General features: G+C 72.2%; 19 protein-coding genes and 2 pseudogenes. 15 read left to right on the top strand and 6 right to left on the bottom strand.

Going from position 1 to position 19,749, the window contains the following annotated elements:
* The first annotated feature begins 198 nt into the window (after positions 1-198).
* The 9 genes from LG395_RS38820 to LG395_RS38780 all read left to right on the top strand — a co-directional run bounded on the left by LG395_RS38820 (position 199) and on the right by LG395_RS38780 (position 9,301).
* On the top strand, positions 199-2,208 hold the full coding sequence (locus LG395_RS38820; RefSeq protein ID WP_225813973.1) for an AfsR/SARP family transcriptional regulator: 2,010 nt from the start codon (positions 199-201) through the stop codon (positions 2,206-2,208).
* A 326-nt stretch (positions 2,209-2,534) separates the two neighbouring features.
* Positions 2,535-3,377, top strand: coding sequence for an alpha/beta fold hydrolase (locus LG395_RS38815; RefSeq protein ID WP_225813971.1), 843 nt, complete (start codon positions 2,535-2,537; stop codon positions 3,375-3,377).
* A 26-nt stretch (positions 3,378-3,403) separates the two neighbouring features.
* Positions 3,404-4,123, top strand: a complete 720-nt coding sequence (locus LG395_RS38810) for a hypothetical protein (RefSeq protein WP_225813968.1) — start codon at positions 3,404-3,406, stop codon at positions 4,121-4,123.
* 240 nt (positions 4,124-4,363) lie between these two features.
* The gene (locus LG395_RS38805) at positions 4,364-5,386 is read left to right on the top strand and encodes a zinc-binding alcohol dehydrogenase family protein (RefSeq protein ID WP_225813966.1); all 1,023 of its coding nucleotides are present in this window, start codon (positions 4,364-4,366) and stop codon (positions 5,384-5,386) included.
* A gap of 188 nt (positions 5,387-5,574) precedes the next feature.
* The gene (locus LG395_RS38800; protein WP_225813964.1) at positions 5,575-5,859 is read left to right on the top strand and encodes a hypothetical protein; all 285 of its coding nucleotides are present in this window, start codon (positions 5,575-5,577) and stop codon (positions 5,857-5,859) included.
* A gap of 149 nt (positions 5,860-6,008) precedes the next feature.
* Positions 6,009-6,749 carry an enoyl-CoA hydratase/isomerase family protein gene (locus LG395_RS38795; protein WP_225813957.1) on the top strand — a complete coding sequence of 247 codons (741 nt, stop codon included), beginning with the start codon at positions 6,009-6,011 and terminating at the stop codon, positions 6,747-6,749.
* A gap of 225 nt (positions 6,750-6,974) precedes the next feature.
* Positions 6,975-7,451: a hypothetical protein gene (locus tag LG395_RS38790; protein WP_225813956.1), complete on the top strand. Its 477-nt coding sequence runs from the start codon at positions 6,975-6,977 to the stop codon at positions 7,449-7,451.
* 29 nt (positions 7,452-7,480) lie between these two features.
* A complete protein-coding gene (locus LG395_RS38785) occupies positions 7,481-8,563 on the top strand; it encodes an LLM class flavin-dependent oxidoreductase (protein ID WP_225813955.1) in 1,083 nt (360 codons plus the stop codon).
* A gap of 69 nt (positions 8,564-8,632) precedes the next feature.
* Entirely contained in the window at positions 8,633-9,301 is a 669-nt protein-coding gene (locus tag LG395_RS38780; protein WP_225813954.1) for a TetR/AcrR family transcriptional regulator, read from the top strand.
* A gap of 81 nt (positions 9,302-9,382) precedes the next feature.
* Here the strand turns inward: LG395_RS38780 and LG395_RS38775 are convergent.
* The 3 genes and pseudogenes from LG395_RS38775 to LG395_RS38765 all read right to left on the bottom strand — a co-directional run.
* A pseudogene (locus tag LG395_RS38775) lies at positions 9,383-10,072 on the bottom strand (alpha/beta fold hydrolase); the annotation flags it as partial.
* A gap of 18 nt (positions 10,073-10,090) precedes the next feature.
* Positions 10,091-10,249 carry a hypothetical protein gene (locus LG395_RS38770; RefSeq protein WP_225813953.1) on the bottom strand — a complete coding sequence of 53 codons (159 nt, stop codon included), beginning with the start codon at positions 10,247-10,249 and terminating at the stop codon, positions 10,091-10,093.
* Between the two features lie 159 nt (positions 10,250-10,408).
* Entirely contained in the window at positions 10,409-11,236 is an 828-nt protein-coding gene (locus tag LG395_RS38765) for an enoyl-CoA hydratase/isomerase family protein (protein WP_225813952.1), read from the bottom strand.
* Positions 11,237-11,609: 373 nt separating this feature from the next.
* Here LG395_RS38765 and LG395_RS38760 point away from each other — a divergent pair, with 373 nt between their 5' ends.
* The gene (locus LG395_RS38760; RefSeq protein ID WP_225813951.1) at positions 11,610-12,146 is read left to right on the top strand and encodes a GNAT family N-acetyltransferase; all 537 of its coding nucleotides are present in this window, start codon (positions 11,610-11,612) and stop codon (positions 12,144-12,146) included.
* A 125-nt stretch (positions 12,147-12,271) separates the two neighbouring features.
* On the opposite strand, the gene LG395_RS38755 is transcribed toward LG395_RS38760, so the two are convergent.
* Positions 12,272-13,291, bottom strand: coding sequence for an alcohol dehydrogenase catalytic domain-containing protein (locus LG395_RS38755; protein ID WP_225813949.1), 1,020 nt, complete (start codon positions 13,289-13,291; stop codon positions 12,272-12,274).
* Positions 13,292-13,502: 211 nt separating this feature from the next.
* Between LG395_RS38755 and LG395_RS38750 the strand changes: the two genes are divergently transcribed.
* Positions 13,503-13,847 (top strand): TetR family transcriptional regulator C-terminal domain-containing protein, encoded by a 345-nt coding sequence (locus tag LG395_RS38750; protein WP_225813944.1) that lies wholly within the window; start codon positions 13,503-13,505, stop codon positions 13,845-13,847.
* 120 nt (positions 13,848-13,967) lie between these two features.
* On the opposite strand, the gene LG395_RS38745 is transcribed toward LG395_RS38750, so the two are convergent.
* A complete protein-coding gene (locus tag LG395_RS38745) occupies positions 13,968-14,540 on the bottom strand; it encodes a TetR/AcrR family transcriptional regulator (RefSeq protein WP_225813937.1) in 573 nt (190 codons plus the stop codon).
* Between the two features lie 214 nt (positions 14,541-14,754).
* On the opposite strand from LG395_RS38745, the gene LG395_RS38740 reads away from it, so the two are divergent.
* The 3 genes and pseudogenes from LG395_RS38740 to LG395_RS38730 form a co-directional block, all read left to right on the top strand.
* Complete coding sequence (locus tag LG395_RS38740) at positions 14,755-15,255, top strand: cupin domain-containing protein (protein WP_225813935.1); 501 nt, start codon at positions 14,755-14,757, stop codon at positions 15,253-15,255.
* Between the two features lie 158 nt (positions 15,256-15,413).
* Positions 15,414-15,848, top strand: coding sequence for a universal stress protein (locus LG395_RS38735; protein WP_225813933.1), 435 nt, complete (start codon positions 15,414-15,416; stop codon positions 15,846-15,848).
* A 181-nt stretch (positions 15,849-16,029) separates the two neighbouring features.
* Positions 16,030-16,339, top strand: a pseudogene (locus tag LG395_RS38730) (Rossmann-fold NAD(P)-binding domain-containing protein); the annotation flags it as partial.
* A 202-nt stretch (positions 16,340-16,541) separates the two neighbouring features.
* Here LG395_RS38730 and LG395_RS38725 read toward each other — a convergent pair.
* On the bottom strand, positions 16,542-19,181 hold the full coding sequence (locus LG395_RS38725) for a glycosyl hydrolase (RefSeq protein ID WP_225813930.1): 2,640 nt from the start codon (positions 19,179-19,181) through the stop codon (positions 16,542-16,544).
* Between the two features lie 246 nt (positions 19,182-19,427).
* On the opposite strand from LG395_RS38725, the gene LG395_RS38720 reads away from it, so the two are divergent.
* Positions 19,428-19,652 (top strand): hypothetical protein, encoded by a 225-nt coding sequence (locus tag LG395_RS38720; protein ID WP_225813928.1) that lies wholly within the window; start codon positions 19,428-19,430, stop codon positions 19,650-19,652.
* Positions 19,653-19,749 lie beyond the last annotated feature (97 nt).

The following is a 19,749-nucleotide window of genomic DNA, read 5'->3' as shown; positions in this document are numbered from 1 at the left end:
GGCGGCGGCCCCCGCGGCGGGGGGCCGGGGAGGCGTCCACCCCGGTGAGTCAACCGACTGATGACCGCCCGGGCGGCCCCGGCCTACTTTTCCGGCGTGGCCGCCGGACGGAGCCCCACCTCGTGGAGGGCCACGGCGGTGCGCAGGCGGCGGACCGCTGCCGGGACACCGTCCGGACGGTGAAAGGAGGACGCCTCGATGCCCGTGACACCGCGTCTACGCATCGGCGAAGAACTGGGGCCGGCTCAAGCGGTGCGTTTCACGCTGCTGGGGCCGGTGCGGGCCTGGCGGGCCGAGGAGGAACTCCCGCTCGGCCCGCGCCAGCAGCGCCTGCTCCTCGCCGCGCTGCTGGCGGGCGCGGGACGGCCCGTCCCGCTGACGGAACTCATCGGCCTGCTGTGGGACGGTGAGCCACCGGTCAGCGCGGTGAACGCGGTCCACCGGTACGTCGGCTCGCTGCGGCGGCTGCTGGAACCGGGCCTGCCGATCAGGTCGCCGGGCCGGTGGCTCGTCCGGCAGGCGGGGAGCTACCTGCTGCGTGTCGACGCGGACGGCCTGGACCTGCTCAGGTTCCGCGACCTCGTCCGGCGGGCCCGCGCCACGGCCGCCGCGGGCGGCCTCCCGGCGGCCGTCGACCTGTATCTGGAGGCGCTGGACCTGTGGCAGGGCCACTGCGCGGAGGACCTGGGCGCCGTCGCGGCGGTGCACCCGGCCTTCGCCATGGTGGAACACGAATACGCACCGGCCGTGTGCGAGGCGGCCGCCGCGGCCCTGGACTGCGGCCGGGCCGGCTCCGTCCTGCTGCCCGTCCGGCAGGCCGCGGACCGCTGCCCGCTCGACGAGGCGCTCCAGGCGTCCCTGCTGCTCGTGCTCGCCGCGGACGGCAAGCAGGCGGAAGCGATCATGCTGTACCAGACCGTCAGGGCCCGGCTGTCGGAGGAACTGGGGGTCGACCCCGGGGCCGAGCTGCGGGCCGCCCACCAGAGCGTGCTGCGCGGCGGGCCGGCGCGGCTCCGGGTACCGGCGGCCGCCGGGACCGAGGCGCGACCCGCGGCGCCGCTCCCGCGGTCCCGGGCACCGTGGATCGAGCCCGCCCAGCTGCCACCGGACCTGCCCTTCTTCACCGGACGCGAGCGGGCCCTCGGCCAGGCGCTGGAGACCGCGCACCAGGGCGGCGACGGCCTGCGTGTCCTGGCCGTCGACGGCATCCCCGGGGTCGGCAAGACCGCGCTGGCGGTCCACTTCGCGCACCGCGTGGCGGCGGACTTCCCCGACGGGCAGCTCTACACGGATCTGGGCGGCTTCGCGGCACACGGCGCCCCCGCCGATCCGGGTGAGGTGCTGCACGGGTTCCTGGAAGCCCTGGGCGTGGACCGGCACCGCGTCCCCGCCTCCACGCAGGCCAGGTCGGCGCTGTTCCGCAGCGCCCTGTCCGGGCGTCGCGTGCTCGTGGTGCTCGACAACGCGTCCGACGCGGAGCAGGTACGGCCGCTGCTGCCCGGCACCTCCGAGTGCATGGTCGTGGTGACCGGCCGGAGCAGGCTGATCGGTCTGGCCACCGCGCACGGAGCACGGCTGCTCTCCCTGGACGTGCCCTCGGTGGCCGAGGCGACGGCGTGCTTCCTGCGCCGTGTCGGTCCCGCGCGGACCGACGCGGGTGTGGCCGTCGTCGAGGAGATCGTGGCGCGCTGCGGCCGGCTGCCCCTCGCCCTGGCCCTCGTGGCCGCCCGCGCGGCGAGCCGTCCCGAGCAGCCGCTGACCCGGCTGGCCGCCGGACTGGCCGCCGCGCAGGGCGGCCTCGGAGGCTTCGACGAGGACGACAGCGCCAACGCCGTGCGCGGTGCCTTCTCCTGGTCCTACCGGACGCTCGGCGCCGAGGCCAAGCGGGTCTTCCGGCTGCTCCCCCTGCACCGGGCTCCCGACGTCGACACGGCCGCGCTGGCGAGGGCTGCCGGTGTCTCGCGGGAGACGGCGGCCGCGGCTGCCGGGGAGCTGGTGCGCGCCCGTCTACTGGACGTCCGGGGCCGCGACCGGTACGGCGCGCACGACCTCGTACTGGCCTACGCGGCCGAGCTCGGCCGTGCCGCGGAAGCGGTCCGTCCGGCCGCTCCGCGGCGCTCGTACGTGCACTCCCGCCGCTCGGCGCGGCCCGTGGCGCTGCCGCTGCGCGGCCGGGCCGACGTACACGCGGAGGAGTGGGCCCTGTGAACACCCCCCGTGCGGCACGTGTGTGCGCATACCGTGGCGTCGCGCCCACTGACTCGCTGCCGGGTGCGCCGGGCCTCCACGGGTCGACCCGGCACCGCCCAGGCGACGTTCACGGCCTCCGCCGGCGTCCGGCCCCCTCGCCCGGCGGGCGGGGAGCAACGCGGAGACGGCCCCGTCAAGACACGCGCCACAAAGTTTCCACTGCCCGTTGCGCATGCTGTTCCGGAGGCGGCGCGTGGCCCGTTCCGGAACGGACTGCGAGCCCGCGGAAAACCGCCCCCGCCACGCCACCCCCGGATTCCGACCGCCTTCTCGCAGGGAGAGACATGTCCGCTGTCACCCACCACACCGCCCCTACGCAGTTCGTCGAGGCCGACGGTGTCCGCTACGCCTACCGCCGGCTCGGTTCCGGCGGCGAGGTCCCCCTCGTCATGCTCCAGCACTTCACCGGCAACCTCGACAACTGGGACCCCGCCCTCGTCGACGCGCTCGCCGCCGAACGCGAGGTGATCCTGGTCGACTATCCCGGTGTCGCGTCCTCCACCGGCGCCTTCGCCACCACGATCGCGCAGATGGCCCAGCAGATCATCACCTTCACCGCCGCCCTCGGCCTGGAACGGATCGACCTGCTCGGCTTCTCCATCGGCGGCTTCGCCGCCCAGGACATCGCGCTGGTCAGGCCCCGCCTGGTCCGCCGTCTCGTCCTCGCCGGGACCGGCCCCAAGGGCGCCCCGGGCATGCACGGCTGGCGCAAGGACATCGAGACGCACGCCCGCGCCGAGGTGCCCACCGGCGAGGACCTGCTCTACATCTTCTTCGCCCACACCGAGACCAGCCAGGCCAAGGGTGTGGAGTTCCTGGGCCGGTTCACGGCCCGCACCGAGGGCCGGGACGTGCCCAGCAGCCTCGCCTCGCGCGACGCCCAGTACGACGCCGTACTGGAGTGGGGCATCCCGGACCACTCCGCACTGCAGCGCCTCACCGGCATCCAGTGCCCCACGCTCATCATCCAGGGCGACGACGACCTGATGATCCCCACCAGGAACAGCTACCTGATGGCCGGTCTGATCCCGGACGCGCAGATCCGGATCTACCCCGACGCCGCCCACGCCTCGCTGTTCCAGTACCCCGCCGAAGCCGCCAAGGACGTCAACGCCTTCCTCGGCTGACTCCGACACATCATCAGGAGAACACCATGTCCGACCTGCTCAGCACCATCTTCGACGCCTACGGCGGACGCGCCCGCTGGGAAGAGGCCAGCCGGATCACCGCGCGGCAGTTCTTCGGCGGCGCCCTGTGGGGCATGAAGGGCCACCCCGGTGCCCTCGACGACGTCGACGTCACGGTCGACCTGCGCCGCGAGTACGTCACCCAGAAGCCGTTCTTCCACCCCGACCACCACACGGCGTTCTCCGCCGACCGTGTGGCGGTGGAGGACTCGGACGGCAACGTGATCGAGGAACTGACCGATCCCCGCGCCTCCTTCGCCGGCCACGACCTGATGACGCCGTGGACGAGGCTCCAGCTCGCCTACTTCTCCGGCAGCGCCATGTGGACGTACCTCGCCGAGCCGCTCTCGCTGACCTACCCCGGCGTGCGGACGGAGGAGATCGGCCCGTGGACGGAGAACGGGGAGAAGTTCCGGCGCCTGCACATCACCTTCCCCGACAGCATCGCCACCCTCAGCACCGAGCAGACCGTGTACGTCGACGCGCAGGGTCTGATCCGCCGGCGCGACTACAGCGTGGAGATCGCCGGTAACACCCCCGCCGCGCACTACGTCTCCGGCCACCAGGAGGTGTCCGGCCTGGTCATCCCCACCACACGGATGATCTACAGCCGCGACGACAACGGCGACAAGGTCCCCGACCCGCTCGTCGTCTCGGTCCGGCTCGAGAACGTCACGGTGTCCTGACCCGCGCCCGGCGCGCCTTCGCCGCGGTGGACCCGGCCGGGACGGGCGCCACCGCGGCGGACCGGCGCGCGGCGGTGTGATCCGGTACCGAGCCGCACAACCCGAAGCCGCGCGGTCCCCTGACCGCGAGCCCCCTGACCGCACAGCCGTCGGGCCCCCCTGCCGTCCGGCCCCCCTGCCGTCCGGCCGCCCGGGCGGCCTCGTCCCCATCAGACCCGCCGACCAGGAGAACCCTGCGACATGACCACCACCATGCGCGCCGTCGCCTACCGCGCGTCCCTGCCGGTGACCGACGACGAGAGCCTCCTCGACGTCAAGCTGCCCGTGCCCGAACCCGGCCCCCGGGACCTGCTCGTCCAGGTCGAGGCCGTCGCCGTCAACCCGGTCGACTACAAGATCCGGAAGAACCAGGACCCGAAGGGCCGTGAGCGGGTGCTGGGCTGGGACGCCGCCGGCACGGTCGTCGCGACCGGTTCCCAGGTGGAGAACTTCAAGCCCGGCGACGAGGTCTTCTACGCCGGAGCGCTCGACCGGCCGGGCGCCAACTCCGAGTACCACGTGGTCGACGAGCGTCTCGTCGCCCTGAAGCCGACGACCCTGACCTTCAGCGAGGCGGCGTCGCTGCCGCTGACCTCCCTCACCGCGTGGGAGGGTCTGTTCGAGCGGATCGGGCTGCACCACGACCTGATCGACGAGACGGGTTCCCTGCTGGTGACGGCGGCCGCCGGCGGTGTCGGAGCCGTGGTGAGCCAACTGGCCCGCGCGCTCACCGACCTCACGGTGATCGGCACGGCGTCCCGCCCGGAGACGGTCGACTTCGCCCGCCGCATGGGCGCGCACCACATCGTGGACCATCACCGGCCGTTGCCGCCGCAGCTCGCCGAGGTGGCCCCGAACGGCATCGACCACGTCTTCAGCACCGCGGGGACCGACCGCAACCTGACCGTCTACGCCGAGGTCCTCACCCCGTTCGGGCAGATCGTCGCGATCGACGACGTCGAGAACCTGCCCGTCGGCCTGCTGAAGGCGAAGAGCATCGGTTTCCACTGGGAGTTCATGTTCACCCGCTCCCTGTTCCGGACCGCGGACATGGACCGGCAGGGCAAGATCCTCACCCAGGTGGCCCGTCTGGTGGACGCCGGCGTCATGGTGAGCACCGCGACCAGGGACCTGGGCCCGGTCAACGCGGCGAACCTGCGGGAGGCGCACGGCATCATGGAATCCGGCACCGCCATCGGCAAGATCACCCTCACCGGCTTCTGAGCCGGCCGGGACCCCGGGGCGCCCGCGCCCCGGGGTCCCGACGGTTCGGGCAGGGGCGTTGCACGTTGGTGCCTCGCCCACGGCGGACCCAGGTGTCTTCGGCTCATTTGGGGGAACGTGAGCGAAGCGGCTTCGGACACATGAGGCGTGCCTTCCGCAAGCGCCGCCGGAAAGGAAGTCGTGACGACGTGCACATCGTGATCGAACCCGGGGTGACGGCGGGCATCGCGGAGGACGGGGCGCTCACGCTGTTGTCGCCCCTGGGCGCTCCCTACTCCTACGCGCCCGAGGCCAGCGCCATGTGGATCGCCCTGCGGCAGCACGGTGGGAATGTCCGGGCCGCCGCCGCGGTGCTCGGCAGCGCGTGGAACGCCGACGTCTCGGCGGTTCGCCGGCTCCTTCACGCGCAGGTGGCCGACTGGCAGCGGGCCGGCCTGGTGAAGGCGTCGCCCGAACCCGCCCGCGCTTCCTGACGGGACCGGGCCTGCTCCTCGTGACGTGACTGGTCACATGACTGATGGTCGCGCCGGGACCATCGGACAGGGTTGCTCAGGACACCGACGGCAGGACCGAGCGGGACACGCAGAGCCCGTTCGGTCCGCACACGTATATGGAGCGGGCTATGTCTACATGGACCTCGGACCGGTTCGGCGCTGTGGCGGTCCTGACGTTCACCAGGGAACCCGGCAACTTCATGGACTTCGGTTCCATGGTGCGACTCGGCTCGCTGCTGGAGGACCTGGGCCGGCAGACCGACGAGGTGAAGGTCGTCATGCTGGCGAGCGGGCTGGACGACACCTTCATCGACCACGCCGAGTTGTCCGATCTGGCGCGGGCCGGTGCGGGCCTGGCGAGCGAGGAGGAACTCGGCTCCTGGTCGCGTGCGCTGCGCCTGCTGGAGGAGATTCCCCAGCCCACCGTCGCGGCCGTCGACGGTCTCGCCTCGGGCGGAGGCAATGAGATCGCCCTCGCCTGCACCCTGCGGATCGCCTCCCCGCGCTCCCGCTTCCAGCAGCCGGAAGTCGCCGTCGGCATCATCCCGGGCGGTGGAGGAAGTGTCCGGCTGCCTCGGCTGATCGGTTCCGGCCGCGCGGCCGAGGCCATCCTGACGGGACGGCCGGTCCTCGCGGAGGAGGCGCTGAACGTCGGCTGGGTCAACACCATCCTGACGGGAGCCGACTTCACGCAGGAGGCGCTGCGCTGGGTCGAGGCCATCGCCGGGAACCCGGCGCCGGCGCTGCACGCGGCGAAGCACTCCGTCGTGGCCGGCTCTCGCCTTCCGTTCGGCGAGGCGATGGCGACGGAGCGGCGCCTCTTCGGTGAACTCACCGCGGGGAACGCGGCGCTCGCGTCCGGGTCCTAGGGTCTTTCGCTTTGGATCAGGACGGATCAGGGAGCGGGGGTCCGGTGGCGTGCGTCGCCTCGCAGCCGCACGCGCCAGACCCCGCTCGGCTCGGGGCGACGACGTCGTGGGCGAGCAGACACCGCGACAGCCACTAAGTGGTGTGCCCACTCCACTTATGGTTATGCTGACAGGCGCCGGGACGGCGAACGGCCGTCCGGGCTCCCCTGAGAGAGGCAGACAGCCATGAGTGACTCGCGGATGGACGAACTCACCTTCTTCCTGGGCGTCTGGGACGCGCCGGGGCAGTTCCACGCCACCCCCTTCGGCCCGCGGAAGCCGATCGAGATGAAGGTGACCGGTTCCGGGGAACTCACCCCGCACTACGTGCGGCTCAGCACGGAGGAGCAGCCCACCGCGGACAACCCGAACCCGCTGCGTGCCACGTACGTGTGGGGGTTCGACGCCGCTTCCGACGAGTTCGTCGCGGACTGGTTCGACAGCAACGGCGGCCGGGCCCGGCAGCGTTCCTCGGGCTGGCAGGGTGACACCCTGGTGTTCGAGGGCACCATGACGATGAACGGTGCGACCGTTCCCCTGCGCGACACCTTCACCCGGCTGGGGCCCGACACGTATCACCACATCGGCGAACTCGACCTCGGCCAGGGCTGGACAGCGGTGGACGAGGAGACGGCGACCAGGCTCACCCCGTCCGCCTCCTGAACGGTGGACACCGGCCCGGAAGGAGAGGCATGAGCGCGCAGGATCCGCGGATGGATGTCGGCATCGCGTCACTGGCCGACTTCCAGCCCCGTACGGTCGACGGCCGTCCTCTGACCGCCGGCGAACGGCACAGCCAACTGATCCGCCTCGGCGTGACCGCCGACCGGCTCGGACTGGACCACATCGGCATCGGCGAACACCACAGCGTGGACTTCGCCGTCTCCTCGCCGGCCGTGGTGCTGGCCGCCATCGCCGCCCGGACCTCGCGCATCAGGCTCACCAGTTCGGTCAGCACCCTCAGCGCCCTCGACCCCGTGCGGCTGTACGAGGACTTCGCCACGCTCGACCTCGTCAGCGAGGGGCGTGCGGAGATCACCGTGGGGCGCAGCGCCCACCCGGAACCGTTCGAACTGTTCGGCGTCCCCCTGAGCCACTACGACCAGGTCTTCGCGGAGAAACTGGGACTGCTGCTACGCGTTCGCGACGAACCCCGGGTGACCTGGCACGGACGGTTCCGTTCCGCGCTGGCCGGGGCCGCCGTCGTCCCCAGGGCACGGCAGGACCCCCTGCCGGTGTGGATCGGGGTCGGCGGAACCGCCGCCAGCGCCGAACGCGCGGGACGCCTCGGACTGCCCATGATGCTCGGGTACATCGGCGGGCCTGTGGAGCGCCTGGCCCACCTCGCCGCCGTCTACCGGGCGGCAGGCGAGGCGGAGGGGCACGGCCACCGGCTGCGTCTCGGCGTCGGAGTGCACTTCTTCAGTGCCGACGGCACCGCCACCGCCCTCGACACCTACCCGTACTACCGGGACTTCCTTCGGCCCAAGCGGCCGGGGGGAAATGGCCTCACCGTCTCACCGGAACAGTTCCGGGCGGGCCTGGACCCGTCCGGACATCTCCTGATCGGCACACCCGAACGCGTCACCGAGAAGGCGACCGCCCTCTACGAAGCGGTGCGTTTCGACCGCCTCCAGGCCCTGGTGGACTGGGGCGGTCTGCCCGACGACGCGGTCGCCTCGTCCGTCGGGCACCTGGCCACCGCGGTCGCGCCCGCACTGCGCCGGCTCGCCGGTGCGGCGGCCTGGTCCCGGCCCGGTGCGTCGCGAGCCTGACGCCGTGCGCGGGGGCAGGGTGGACCGCACCCGGTCCCCACCTGACGGACCACCGTAAGCTGTCGGACCGTGCCACCCACCGACAACACCTCACCACTCCGGCAGCGCCGCGCCGACGCCCAGGCCAACCGCGCCAAGATCCTCACGGTCGCGGCCGAGCTGTACACGACGCGCGGTCTGGACGTCTCGCTCAACGAGATCGCGCGGCGTGCCGGAGTGGGCATCGCCACGCTGCAACGCAACTTCGCCGGGCGCGAGGAACTCGTCGCCGCGGTGTTCACACCCCGGGTACGCGCCTACGCCGACGCCGTGGACAAGGCTCTGGAAGAACCCGATCCCTGGGTGGGCTTCCGCGGTTACGTCGAGCACGTCGCCGCGCTGCAGTGCGCGGACCAGGGCCTTGCCGTCGTACTGAACACGACGTTCCCGACCTCCGACGAACTCGAGGCCCACCGGCGCCGCGCCATGCGCGGTTTCACCCGGCTGGTGCGGCGTGCCAAGGAGGCCGGGGTCCTGCGCCCCGACTTCTCCCCGCACGATCTGCCGCTGCTGCTGCTCGCCAACGCCGGCGTCGTCATGGGCAGCGGGTCCCACGCGGACAAGGCGTCCCGCCGGCTGATCGCTCTCGTCCTGCGCGCCTGCGCCGTGACGGACGACGAGCCGCTGCCGCCGGGGCCGCCCGCCCGCGGTCTGCTGCGCACCCTCGAACCACCCCTGCCACCGACCTCCCGTCGCTGACGCCCCCACCCGGCACGTCGCCTGCCGGGAGGGGGTCACCTTGATGTCCCCTCCCGGCCGCGGCTCGTCGGACGAGGGCCGTCAGCCGCCGAGGAAGGCGTTCACCTCTGCGGCGAACTCGGCCGGGTACTGGAAGAGGAATCCGTGACCGGCGTCCGGGTAGATGCTCAGCTTCGCGTTGGGCAGGTGTTCGGCCAGCAGGTAGGTGTTCCGGGTGGGGACCATCTCGTCGTTGTCGCCGTTGGCCACCAGAACCGGCTGCCGGATGGACTCCAGACGCTGCAGGCGCGAGTCGTCCCGGACACCCCACGCGGAGATGGCGGTCAACTGAGCGTCACGGACGGCCAGGTCGGTCGCGGTGTCCCGCTCGGCGGTACGCAGTCCCAGGCGCTTGAGGAACTCCACGCCCTTGGCCTGGCTGGACGCGCTCTTCTCGAAGAAGAGGGTGAGCAGGTTCGCGGCGGAGGGGGCGTCGTGCAGGGCAGCCTCGCGAATGGCGCCCGCCGTGTACTGGTGGATGTCCCGGCCGCCCCGGGGTGCCGTACCGGCCAGGACCAGCCGACGCACCTGCCACGGGCGGAAGAGGGTGACCTCCTGGGCGATGAAGCCGCCGAGGGAGAAGCCCAGCAGGTCGAAGCGGCGCAGTCCGACGGCGTCCAGGAAGGCGATCGCGTTGTGCGCCATCTCCTCCACGGTGTTCGGCGTGGTCCCGGTGGAACCGCCGACCCCGGCGAGATCCACCAGGACGACCTCGCGCTGGGCGGCGAGGGCGTCGACGAGTTCGGGATCCTAGTTGTCGAGGTTGGCGCGGAAGTGCACCAGGCAGACCACCGGCAGGTCGCTCGCGTTGGGGCGGCCGAAGCGACGGTAGCGGTAGGTGACGCCGTCGGCGGCCTCGACATGGAGGTTGGGCGTCGTGATCTGGCTGTGGGTGGATTCGGTGGCCACGGTGGGCGCCTTTCGACACTGATGGGCGGACGGGGGGGGATCGGGCGGGAGCGCGGGCGCGGACCGGCGGTCGGCGACCCGTCGCGCCCGCGCTGGTGCGCGGGACACTCCGCGGCCCTGCGGCACGCGGCCCTGCGGCGTAACCGGGAAGCGCCTGGACTAGTCGCGGGGCCCGAGGCGCTCGCCCATGTTCAGTTCCAGGTCGTAGACGGTCTCCGGGCTCGCCTTCGCCGACAGCCGCAGGCGCTGCTGGACGAAGTCCCGGGCGAGGAGCCCGGCGAAGCGCTGGTGGGTGGCCGCCAGATCGTCCGGGCCGTGCAGCGGGGCCTCCTCGTCGACGATCTCCTTGACCGCGCGGAGGGCGTCGGCGTCGAAGGAGGCGATCCGTCGCGCGAACCGGTCGACGACCGCGTCCAGTTCGGCGTCGGGGACGGCACGGTTGACCCAGCCGTACAGAGCGGCCGTGTCGGCGTCGTAGTCCTCACCGGAGGCGATGATCTCCAGGGCCCGCGACCGCCCGGTGAGCTGCACCAGGCGCTGGATGCCACCGCAGCCGGGGATGATCCCCGTACCGATCTCCAGCTGGCCGAGCACGGCCTTCTCCCGGCTGGCGAACCGCACGTCGAGCGTGGTCAGGAACTCGTTGCCGATGCCTCGCGCACGCCCGCGCAGAGAACCCACCGTGAGGTAGCGGGCGTTGCCGAAGCGGCCGATGATGTCGAACCAGGCCGGCATCCCCTCCCCGAACTCCGCGATCCTGCCCAGGTTCAGGTGTGCCATGAAGAAGTCGGGAACGGCGCTGTCGAAGACGACCACCTTGACGTCGGGGTCCGCCTCCAGCCGGTCGACCACCTCCCCGAGGGCGGACTCCACCTCGGGGTCGTAGAGGTTGAGGGGCGGATTGTCGAAGGTGACCCTCCAGTATCCGGGGCTCTGCTGTTCGGCGCGCACAGGGGCGTGCGGGGAGGCGGTTGCGCTGTTCGACATGGTGAAGTCCCGGTTCGTAGGGTGTGCACGGGAGAAGTGGTACACCGGCCTGACACAGGCGGCCGGGCGACCGACCCCGACACTAAGGGGTTTGGCGTGCCGGGACCGGTGCCGGACGCCATCGGTGCCCGATAGGGCACATTCCCGCGGTACACCGGCCGGGGCGTCAGTCATTCCTCCCCCCATCGACAGTCGTTCGACGGAAGCGGGCGGCCCATTTCCCCGCTGGACTGTTCCCACATGTCGACCACGGCGCGGACGTCTGCGCCCGATACAGGACCTCACCGTGACACCTGATGCGCTGACAGCCCCTTCCGCCGGTACGGCCGGAGCCGGGGGCCACCGGATCCGCACCCGTTCGGGCCGGACGACCGTGACCCGGCGAGCCGAGGCGGCGGATCTCGCGGCGGTGAACGCCATGCACGGCCGCTGTTCCCCACAGACGCTCTTCGGCCGCTACCAGACCGGGCGTTTCGCCCTGCGTGCGCACGAGTGGGCCCGGCTGACCCGGCAGGGGACGAGCTGGGTGACGAGTCCCGTGTACCGTCCTGACGTGGTCGTCGCCGTCACACACCTGCTGCCCCACGGCACCGAGGGCCGCGGCGAGCTGGCCTTGCTCGTGGAGGACGGCTGGCAGGACGTGGGCCTCGGCACGGCGCTGGCACGCTGGGCGGTGTCCCGGGCGCCGCTCTTCGGCGTCCGGCGAGCGGTGGTCGTCACGACGCGCGACAACCACCGTATGACCGCCATCTGCGACGCCCTCGGCGCACACGTCGAGCCGGCGGGGGCCCCGGGCGGTACGCGGGACGGCACGGAGGACGGCGACGACGTACTCCACTTCGTGCTGGCCGTGCCCGAGGGGACCACGCCCCGGTGTGTGCACGGCACATGTGGCCATGCTTCGGCCTGACCCGGTCCACCGGTGCCGGTTCGGCCGTCCCCGGCCGATGTGGCACACCTGGTGTGGGCGCCGGTGACCGCACGACCCGCCGCCGGCGGTACACCGACGTGTCCGAGGCGTCGGGCTGTCCGGCGTCAGATGCCGATGACCATGCGGAACCGTGCCTCACCGCGCAGCATCCGGTCATAGGCCGCCTGCGCGTCGGCCAGCGAGGTCCGCTCCACCATCGGGACCACGTCGTGCGCCTGCGCGAAAGCCAGGTTCTGCTCGTTCTCCGCCGAGGTTCCGGTGAGGGAGCCGGACACCTGGACGGCGTCGAAGATCAGTCGGCGCGGCGCCACACGGACCGGCTCCGGTGACACTCCCACCAGGACGAGCCGTCCCCGGCGGGCCAGGCCGCCCAGCAGCGGGCTCACGTCCCCGCCCGCCGCCGTGCCCAGCACCATCCGGGCACCCCCGAGCTTCGTGAGCTGCTCGGCGGCGTCCGAGGCCCTGCTGTCGACGTAGTGGTGAGCGCCCAGCCGGAGGGCGAGTTCCTCCTTGTCGGCCCCGCGCGCGATCGCGACCACCCGCAGCGCCAGGGCACGCGCGTACTGCAGGGCCAGGTGCCCCAGGCCACCGATGCCCTGCACGGCCACCAGGTCACCGGCCACCAGGCCGCCCGGCTGCCGGACGTGCTCCACCAGGGCGTTGTACACGGTGAACCCCGCGCACAGCAGCGGCGCCACCCGGGCGGCGCTCATCTCCTCCGGCACGGCCACCAGGCCGGTCTGCCGGGCGTACATGTACTCGGCGTAGCCGCCGTCGACGTGCACACCCGTGTACGGCTGGTCGGTGCAGCCGGCGAAGTCGCCCAGCCGGCACTCCGCGCACACTCCGCAGTGGCCGCCGAGGAAGCCCACACCCACCCGGTCGCCCACGCTCCACCCCGTGACGCCCGCGCCGAGGGCGTCGATGCGGCCGACGGCCTCGTGTCCGGGAACCCTGCCGGCCTCCCCCTCGTCGTGCGGACGCACGGCGATCGAGTCGCTGTGGCAGACGCCGCACGCCTCCACCCGGATACGCACCTGCCCCGGACCCGGCGGGACCAGCTCCCGCTCGGTGAGACGCAGGGTTCCGTCGGGGGCGACCTCGACTGCGCTGTACGTGGCCATGGGCAGCTCCATGTGTGAGGGGGCGAGTGTGCGCGGAGGGCGCATGGTCCGTGTGCGTCACACCGGTCGTCGGCCCCAGCATGGCGTGCCGTAGTGGAACGTTTGTGACCTCGCTCTTGACCGGGGAGGCCGACTTGACTTCCCCAGTGGAGATCGTCCTGCGCTACGCGCGCGCCGCCGACCACTCGTTCCTGGGGGTCAGAGCCCCGCGGTGGAGCGCCTGCGCAGACACCTGACCGCGCAGGTCGAGCGTATCCGCGGCTCCGGAATCGAGTGCGGATGTCTGCTCGGCACGTCGGCCGGTGACGGCCCCCATGCCGGCGAGAAGGTCCGGGAGGCCGTCCGGGAGGCCCTGGACGGCTGGTCCGACGCGCTGACCGCCACGATCGCGGAGGGCCAGGCGTCGGGCGAGATCACCGGTGCCTGGCCCGCCGGCGCCCTGGCCGCCTTCCTGCTCGACCTCTTCGAGGGCGCCGCGCTGCGGGCCAAGACCGGGGCCGATCACGCGCACCTGGGCGAGGAGATGAGCATCGCCCTGGCAGCGCCGCGCCCCTGACGGTCGAGAGGCCCACCGGTGCGCTCGCCCGGCGCGGGCCACCGCTTGGCCACCGGCTCACGCACCGGCACGCGGGACGAGGGGTGGGCCGGTCGCCCCGTTCACCGAAGAGCGCGGTGGTCAGGCCCTGATGGCGTTGAGGGCGAGGTTCAGGGACCGCATGGCCGCGTCCTCGTCCCGGGTCGCCTTGCCACGCAGCCCCGCGCCCTCGAAGGCGTCGATCAGGAAAGCGGCGAGGTCGGTCGCGGGTTCCCGGGGAGTGATCTCCCCCGACCGCTGCCCGTCCTCGATCACCGGGGCCAGTACGCCGACCCACGCGGCGAGGCTGCGCCGGACGACGTCCCCGACCTCGTCGCCGACCGTGGGTCCCTCGCTCGCCATGGTCATCAGCAGGCATCCGTACTCGACGCCGGTGGCGCTGGTACGCGAGGCCTGCGCGGCGAAGTGTGCGCGCAGCCGCTCCATCGCCGAGAGTCCTTCGGTGGCGAGCATGGTCACATCCGTGCCGTGGCTGTAGCGGCGGATGATCTCGGCGGCGAGTTCCTGCTTGCTCTTGAAGTGGTTGTAGAAGGACCCCTTCGGCACTCCCGCGGCATTGGTGATGTCCGCGACGCTGGCGCCATTGAAGCCCTGACGACGGAACACGGTCTCCGCGTGTTCGATCAGCTTTCCCCTGACGCTCACCTGAGGCATGGTCTCAATATGGCCGGTCTGCTTGAAGTTGTCAAAAGTCCGTGAACGGCACGGGGACAAGCGGGAGACGCCGGCAGACGCGCCGGCGCAGGCGTTCCGGCAGGCGTTCCGGCACATGCCGATTCGGCATGGGGCGATGACACATACGTCTTGGACGACCTGATCCGCTCTCTGCTCGAATGTCACCCGAACCCCAGCGGAAGCGAGGAGAGCAGTGACTTCCCTGTCCGGCAACATCACATCCCCCGTCCTGACGGACCCCGACACCCAGCAGGCGGTGCGGTTCCTGGGCGGTCTCGTCCGGATGCGGGCGCGGGCCGCCGACACCGCGGGCGCCTACGCGCTGCTGGAGCACACCGGCGAGCGCGGCTACATGTCGCCGCTGCACCTGCACGAGTCCGACGAGGAAACGTTTCTGATCCTGGACGGGACGCTGCGGGTGGAGGTCGGCAACGAGGTGCGCAGCGTGGGGGCGGGCGGGCTCGCGCTGCTGCCGCGCGGACTGGCGCACGGTTTCGTCGTGACCTCCCCGACGGCCCGCTTTCTGACGCTGCACACTCCGGGCGGAGGATTCGACGCGTTCGTGGCGGACGTGGGTGTGCCGTTCGACGGCACCGTCCAGCCGGAAGCCGGCCCGGGTCCCGACCCGGAGGAACTGACCCGGCGCGCCGCCGCGCACGGCATCCGGATAGTCGGCCCGCCACTGCTGCCCTGACGGGCGGCCGGGAGGGCTTTGTCGATGTTGACTTCCAAGACGACCAGTCATATTGTACATCTGAGGTCGACCCGCCCTCCTCGTCCATCATCACCACACCGCCCGAGCCCCGGCCTCCGTGGCCCCCGGTCGCAGCGGTCGCAGAGAGGAAGAACGCCGTGTTCGAACGCATCCTGGTGGCCATCGATCCCAGTGCCGCCCGGGAGACGGCACTCCTGATGGCCGGCGAACTGGCCCGACCCGCGAACGCCACCGTGCACGTGCTCCACGTCGTGACGTCCATGGTCGCCGGCGACACCGTCGTGAACCTGGAGGAGGAGCAGCAGGGCGAGGCGATCCTGGAGGAGGCCCTGGCCACCCTCCGCGGCCTCGGTGTGGAGGCGGAGGGGCACCTCGCGCACAGCCTGACGCAGCAGGTGCCCTCCGTCATCTCCGCCGCGGCCGAGGAGTTCAAGGCGGACCTGCTCGTCGTCAGCCCTCATCACCGGGGCGCGGTCGCGGCCTTCTTCAACCCGCGGGTCAGTGACGCCGTCGCGCACGCGGGCGGAATCGCCGTTCTGCTGGCTCCCGAGGTCACGCCCGCCGGCCACTGAAAGCGGACGGCTCCCCGCTGCGCTTCGCACGGTCGCCGGCTACGCCCGGGTCCGACAGCGGCTGGGGCGGGGCCGGCGGGGGCGCCGTCGCAGCCCGCCGGCGCCGGCCGGGCTTCCGGCGTCGGGGTACCGCGGGTGCGTGCAGGCGCACGTACGCGGCGACTCGGCGACACCGCCGAACAACGTGCACCCCGTCCTCTCCTGGATGTTCCTACAGCGCGGCCAAGTCGGCCCTGCGGTCGCAGACGAACTCCCTGCGGCCGGAGCTGAAGCCCCGCGGCTTCGGTGTGAGGGGTCCTCACGGGTACGTCGACACCGACATGGCGGCGGACGTCGACGCGCCCACGTCCAGCCCGCAGGACGTGGCCGCGCTCGCTCTCGGCGGAGTCGAGTCCGGAGCGTACGAGGTGCCGCCCGACGACCTGTCACAGCGCGTCAAGGCGGGCCTGGCCACGGGCATCGAGACCCTTCACCCGCAACTCGTGAAGTGACGCCCGTGGGCCGTCGGGCCCGGGGGGGTGTGCCGCCGAGCTGCCGGGCCACCTGGTCGACCCGCCACCGGAATCCTCCCTGGACCCGTGGCGGGAGCGGCACGGGTCGCGTGCGTCCTCGGCATGACGGTCACCCCGTACTCGCGGCAGGGGTGACCCCGGACGGCCCGGGGCCACCCCTGCCTTCACCACGCGGTGCCGGTCAGGTGAGGTCGCGCACCTTGATGGCGTGGATGCCGCGGCCGTGCGTGGCCGCGTACAGGGTGCGGCCGTCGGGGCTCAGCTTCAGCTGGAGCACGGCGACGGCCGGGAGGCTGCCGACCCGCCGCCACGTGCCGCGGCCGGGCGCGCGGTAGACGACGCCCAGGTCGGTGGCGACGGCGAGACCGCCGTTCGGCGTGACGACCGCCGAGTTGGCCGGTACGTCGGGCAGGTTCGCCGAGATGTCCTTCCAGGTGGTTCCCCCGTCGGTGGACTCGAAGACGTGGCCGACGCCGGCGCCGGGGCCCTCGGTCCAGTGCCGGGAGAAGCCGTTGACCGCGAGGAAGACGTGGCCGGCGTTCTTCGGGTCGACGGCGAAGCCGCTGAGGTAGCGGTTGGGCACGGTCCCGTCCACGGGCAGGGCGATGTCGTGCCACCCGCTCCCGTCCTCGTTCCCCACGGAGATGCCGCGGGCGAAACCCTGGTTGTTGCAGGGGCCGCACCAGGCCGCGTACACCGTGCCGCCCGAGGCCGCGACGGCGGTCGCCGTACGGCCGGCGCCGAGGTCGTACACGCTCTTCCATTCGTCGCCGCCGCGGATGGCGTAGCCGTGGGTCTGCACCCAGATGTGCCGGCCGCCGGCGATCCACGTCGAGCTGTCCTTCGTGTCGGCCGCGAGCGGGGCGATGAAGCGGGCCTCGCCGGTGGCGCTGTCGGCCGGCGCGACGTCGTACGAGGTGGCCTTGCCCGGATCGGTGATCCAACTGCCGTCGTTGACCGCGCAGTTACGGGTCACCTGGACGGCGAGGTAGACGTACTCCTCCGCGATGTGGCAGCCGTTGGCCGGGTCGGTGAGCGTGTCGCCGCCGTCGCCGCCGAAGTCCGAGCCCATGACCGCGTCGTCGCCGCGCAGGATGGACTGGCCGTTGTCCTGGAGTCCGCCGGTGACCGAGAGGCCGCCGTGGTCGAGGTCCTCGCCGACGCCGACCGAGTAGTACTGGAGGGTGTCGATGGTGCCGTCGTTGAGGGAGGTCCAGTCGGTGGCGTGGCCGGAGGCGTCCTGCGAGCCGTTGACCGGGCGCTTGTAGACGCCGCCGTCGTTGCCGACGTACACGAAGCTCCCGCCGTGGTAGCGGCCGATCGCGACGCCGTGCTGGTCGGAGTGGGGGGTCTGGTGGCAGTCGCCGGTCTGCTTGGCCGGGTCGATGCTCCAGCAGCTGAAGGGGAAGTTCCAGTACGGGCCCACGGTCGACCAGGTACTGCCGCCGTCCTTGGTCTCGTAGACCTCCTCGAGGCCCGCGTAGACGTGCTCGGGGTCACTGGGGTCGACGGTGAGGAACTGGTTGTACCAGGCCTGTACGCCCGGCATGTACCCGGCGGTGGTCAGCGCGGAGCCGGAGGCCGCCAGCCGCTTGTAGTCGGCGATCTTCGTCCAGGGCCCGGTCGGGGAGCCGGACCGGGAGACGAAGACGCCCTCGAGTCCGCTGTCCGGGTTGGTGTTCAGCTGCTCCGGCGACTGGTCGACGGCGTAGTAGCGCGAGCCGTCGGCGGACCGGGCGAAGGTGACGTTGCCGACGCCGTCCGCGTCGGTCGGCAGGTCACCGAAACCGCTGGTGATACGGGTCCAGGTGCCGCGGACCCTGGTGTAGAAGCCGTTGTAGTCGTCACCGCTGCGCCAGCCGACCGCGAGCACGACCTTGCCCGGGTCCTTCGGGTCGATCGCGATGTCGTTGGCGATGTTCTTGTACGCGGCGTCGGGGTCGTCGTCCTTCGGGCCGCCCGGCAGGTAGTCGGGGTTGGGCGCGTACTCCAGCTTCCAGGAGCCCTTCGGCGTCCTCGCGGAGTGGCTCCACACGCCGGCGCTGGTCGCCGCCCACACCTTCCCGCCGCCGAAGCGCAGTTCGTGGATGGTGGTGGACTCCAGCTCGTCGCCGCCGACCCGGTCACGGGAGGAGAAGGTGCCGTCGTGCGGGTGGGACAGGACGTAGACACCGCTGCCGAGGTAGGCGTCGGCATTGGTGGTCGCCTCGCCGGTGCCCAGCCACAGCCGTCCGGCGCCGTCGAGCGCGAGCGCGCCGGTGGACTGGGACGGCAGCCTGTCGCTGATCGGCTTCCAGTGGCCGCCGCCGCGCCCGGACCGCCAGACGCCGCCGCCGGCGCTGCCCGCGTACACGTACCCGTCGTCGTCGGCGGCGATCGCGGCCATCCGGCCGGTCACCTTGCCCGAACCGCCGCTGGAGTTGGAGTCGACGTCCCGGTAGCGGGAGTCGTCGGAGTCGTACGGCAGGCCGGTCACGTGGCGCCAGCTTCCGCCTGTGCCGGGCAGGCGGGTGAAGCCGGTCCAGGCGGCGCCGTACGCGCCGGGGGCGACGATGCCGGGCGAGGTGCGGGCCTCGGCGTACTGGTCGGCCCCCTCGGCTATCTCGTCGGCCTCGTTGCCGTCGTCGTCCTCGGCCTTCGCCCGCGGGCCGAGGGCCCGTGCGGACGTGTCGCGTTCGGCGGCGATTCGGGCGAGTTCGCGCGCCCCGAAGGGTTTCCTGCTCTTGCCGGACGCGGCGCTCACGGGTGTGACGACGAGTGCGGCGGACGCGGTGATGGCGCAGATCGTGAGCCATCGTCTCTTGCGGGTCGGTGCTGACACCGGGCCTCCCAGAACGGGTGGTTGTACAGCCGTCGTGGAGAACCCGACCACCGGCGACGGGAGGTGTCCGGCACTTGGGGAAGCTTTTGACCGGAACCTGCCACCAACACCGGCGGGACGCGGCCGTGACGAGCGGGTGGGCCGGCCGGTGTCTCGTCGGTCCGGGCCGGGTCGCCGGTCCCTGCCATCGCGTGCTGACGGGCCGTCGGCAGCTTCCACGATGTCGGCGGCTTCTACGATCGGTCCGTGAGGGAGACTACGAAGCATTGGACCGTGCGCCACTTCTCGCAGGCCAACCCCGCCGGCCCCGGCTGCGACAGCGTCCCGACCCTCTTGCGGAGACTGGCGGACGCCATCGAGGGGCTGGGCCCGGCCGAGGTCCAGGACGTGGTGCTCTCGTCGGAGACGACCGAGCACGGGCCCTGGTGGTCGGGGACCGTCTACTTCCACCTGTCCGGGGACGAGCACTGATTTCCGGCCTTCACCGGCGTCCGGCTGCGCGGTGAAGGAGTGCCTTCCCGCGGCTCCGTGAGCCCGGCGGACGCCTGACCCGCGACGCCCGGCCCGT

It is taken from the genome of Streptomyces spinosus, from assembly GCF_020400655.1.
Classification (GTDB): Bacteria; Actinomycetota; Actinomycetes; order Streptomycetales; family Streptomycetaceae; genus Streptomyces; species Streptomyces argyrophylli.
The sequence above is the reverse complement of the archived record's forward strand: the minus strand, read 5'-3'. Positions and strand labels throughout refer to the sequence as shown.

Coding starts and splice junctions, on each gene's coding strand:
- LG395_RS38790 (WP_225813956.1), top strand. CDS start 6,975: ATGAGTGACTCGCGGATGGACGAACTCACCTTCTTCCTGGGCGTCTGG.
- LG395_RS38745 (WP_225813937.1), bottom strand. CDS start 14,540: ATGCCTCAGGTGAGCGTCAGGGGAAAGCTGATCGAACACGCGGAGACC.
- LG395_RS38795 (WP_225813957.1), top strand. CDS start 6,009: ATGTCTACATGGACCTCGGACCGGTTCGGCGCTGTGGCGGTCCTGACG.
- LG395_RS38785 (WP_225813955.1), top strand. CDS start 7,481: ATGAGCGCGCAGGATCCGCGGATGGATGTCGGCATCGCGTCACTGGCC.
- LG395_RS38755 (WP_225813949.1), bottom strand. CDS start 13,291: ATGGCCACGTACAGCGCAGTCGAGGTCGCCCCCGACGGAACCCTGCGT.
- LG395_RS38805 (WP_225813966.1), top strand. CDS start 4,364: ATGACCACCACCATGCGCGCCGTCGCCTACCGCGCGTCCCTGCCGGTG.
- LG395_RS38820 (WP_225813973.1), top strand. CDS start 199: ATGCCCGTGACACCGCGTCTACGCATCGGCGAAGAACTGGGGCCGGCT.
- LG395_RS38810 (WP_225813968.1), top strand. CDS start 3,404: ATGTCCGACCTGCTCAGCACCATCTTCGACGCCTACGGCGGACGCGCC.
- LG395_RS38765 (WP_225813952.1), bottom strand. CDS start 11,236: ATGTCGAACAGCGCAACCGCCTCCCCGCACGCCCCTGTGCGCGCCGAA.
- LG395_RS38815 (WP_225813971.1), top strand. CDS start 2,535: ATGTCCGCTGTCACCCACCACACCGCCCCTACGCAGTTCGTCGAGGCC.